The sequence below is a fragment of the Roseateles puraquae genome (assembly GCF_002205845.1).
Lineage (GTDB): Bacteria > Pseudomonadota > Gammaproteobacteria > Burkholderiales > Burkholderiaceae_C > Pelomonas > Pelomonas puraquae.
Map to the genome: position 1 here is coordinate 1 of NZ_NISI01000039.1, position 1,034 is coordinate 1,034.

Genomic DNA, 1,034 nt, shown 5'->3' on the forward strand with positions numbered 1-1,034 from the left:
CTAGCTGTTGAGTTCCAGTAGGTTGTTCATGGCCGGGATACGGCTCATGGGCGGCTGGCGGTTGAGTGCGGAGTGTGGCCGATGCCAGTTGTAGCGGTGCAGGAAGGACTGCAAGGCAGCCTCGCGCTGAGCTGAGCTTGCGTAGGGTCTGGCATACGCCCACTCGCGCAAGCTGGTCTGCACGAAGCGTTCGGCTTTGCCGTTGGTCTTGGGCGTGTACGGCCGGGTGCGTAGGTGACGCACGGCGAGTTCCACGCAGGCCTGGCGGAAGGCCTTGGAGACGTAGCCGCTGCCGTTGTCGGTCATGACGCGGTCGATGCGCACACCGAGGCTGGCGTAATGCGCCACGGCCTCGCGCAGGAACTCAGCGCAGCTCTGACCGCACTCATCGGCCTTGATGAGCGCGAACGACACTCGCGAGTGGTCGTCGATCGCCAGGTGCAACAAGTCCCAGCCGATGCCACGTTTGGCGCTGCGGCGGTCTCCCGTGATGCGGTGCCCCACGCCGTCGATGCGGCCGAGCTTCTTGGTGTCCAGATGAAGCAGTTCGCCAGGTGCTGCTCGCTCGTAGCGCACCACGGGCGCTGGCGGCTCCAACGAGGCCAGCCGCGACAGCCCCAGGCGCTTCATGCAACGGCTCACAGTGCCCATCCCGCGGCCGGCACGCATGGCGATGCGCCACAGTGGCCATCGCTGGCGACGCAGGGCCTCCAGGCTCGACTGTTCCTCAGCGCTCATGGCCCGAGGCATGCGCCGTGGGCGGGAGCTGCGATCCAACAAGCCTGAGGGGCCTTCGGCCTTGAAGCGCGCCAGCCACTTGTAGCCGGTGCGGCAGCTGATCCCTGCAGCGTGGCTCGCGGCCACCACAGTCCAGCCCATTTCAAGCACCCTGCTGACCAGCAGGGCTCGACCCATCGGCGTCAATCGCGCATGCTTATGGCTGTTCATCCGTTCTCCTGTTTGGGTTGCGGGAGGTCTCGACAACCCCAGCTTCCCAAATCAGGGACGGATGAACAACCTATCGGAACGTCACA

The 1,034-nt window shown here is 65.4% G+C and carries 1 protein-coding gene; it reads right to left on the reverse strand.

Annotated features, from left to right (window positions below; all coding sequences use genetic code 11):
• The gene (locus tag CDO81_RS27420; protein ID WP_088486439.1) at nt 1-948 is read right to left on the reverse strand and encodes an IS481 family transposase; all 948 of its coding nucleotides are present in this window, start codon (nt 946-948) and stop codon (nt 1-3) included.
• Nucleotides 949-1,034 lie beyond the last annotated feature (86 nt).

Coding starts and splice junctions, on each gene's coding strand:
- CDO81_RS27420 (WP_088486439.1), bottom strand. CDS start 948: ATGAACAGCCATAAGCATGCGCGATTGACGCCGATGGGTCGAGCCCTG.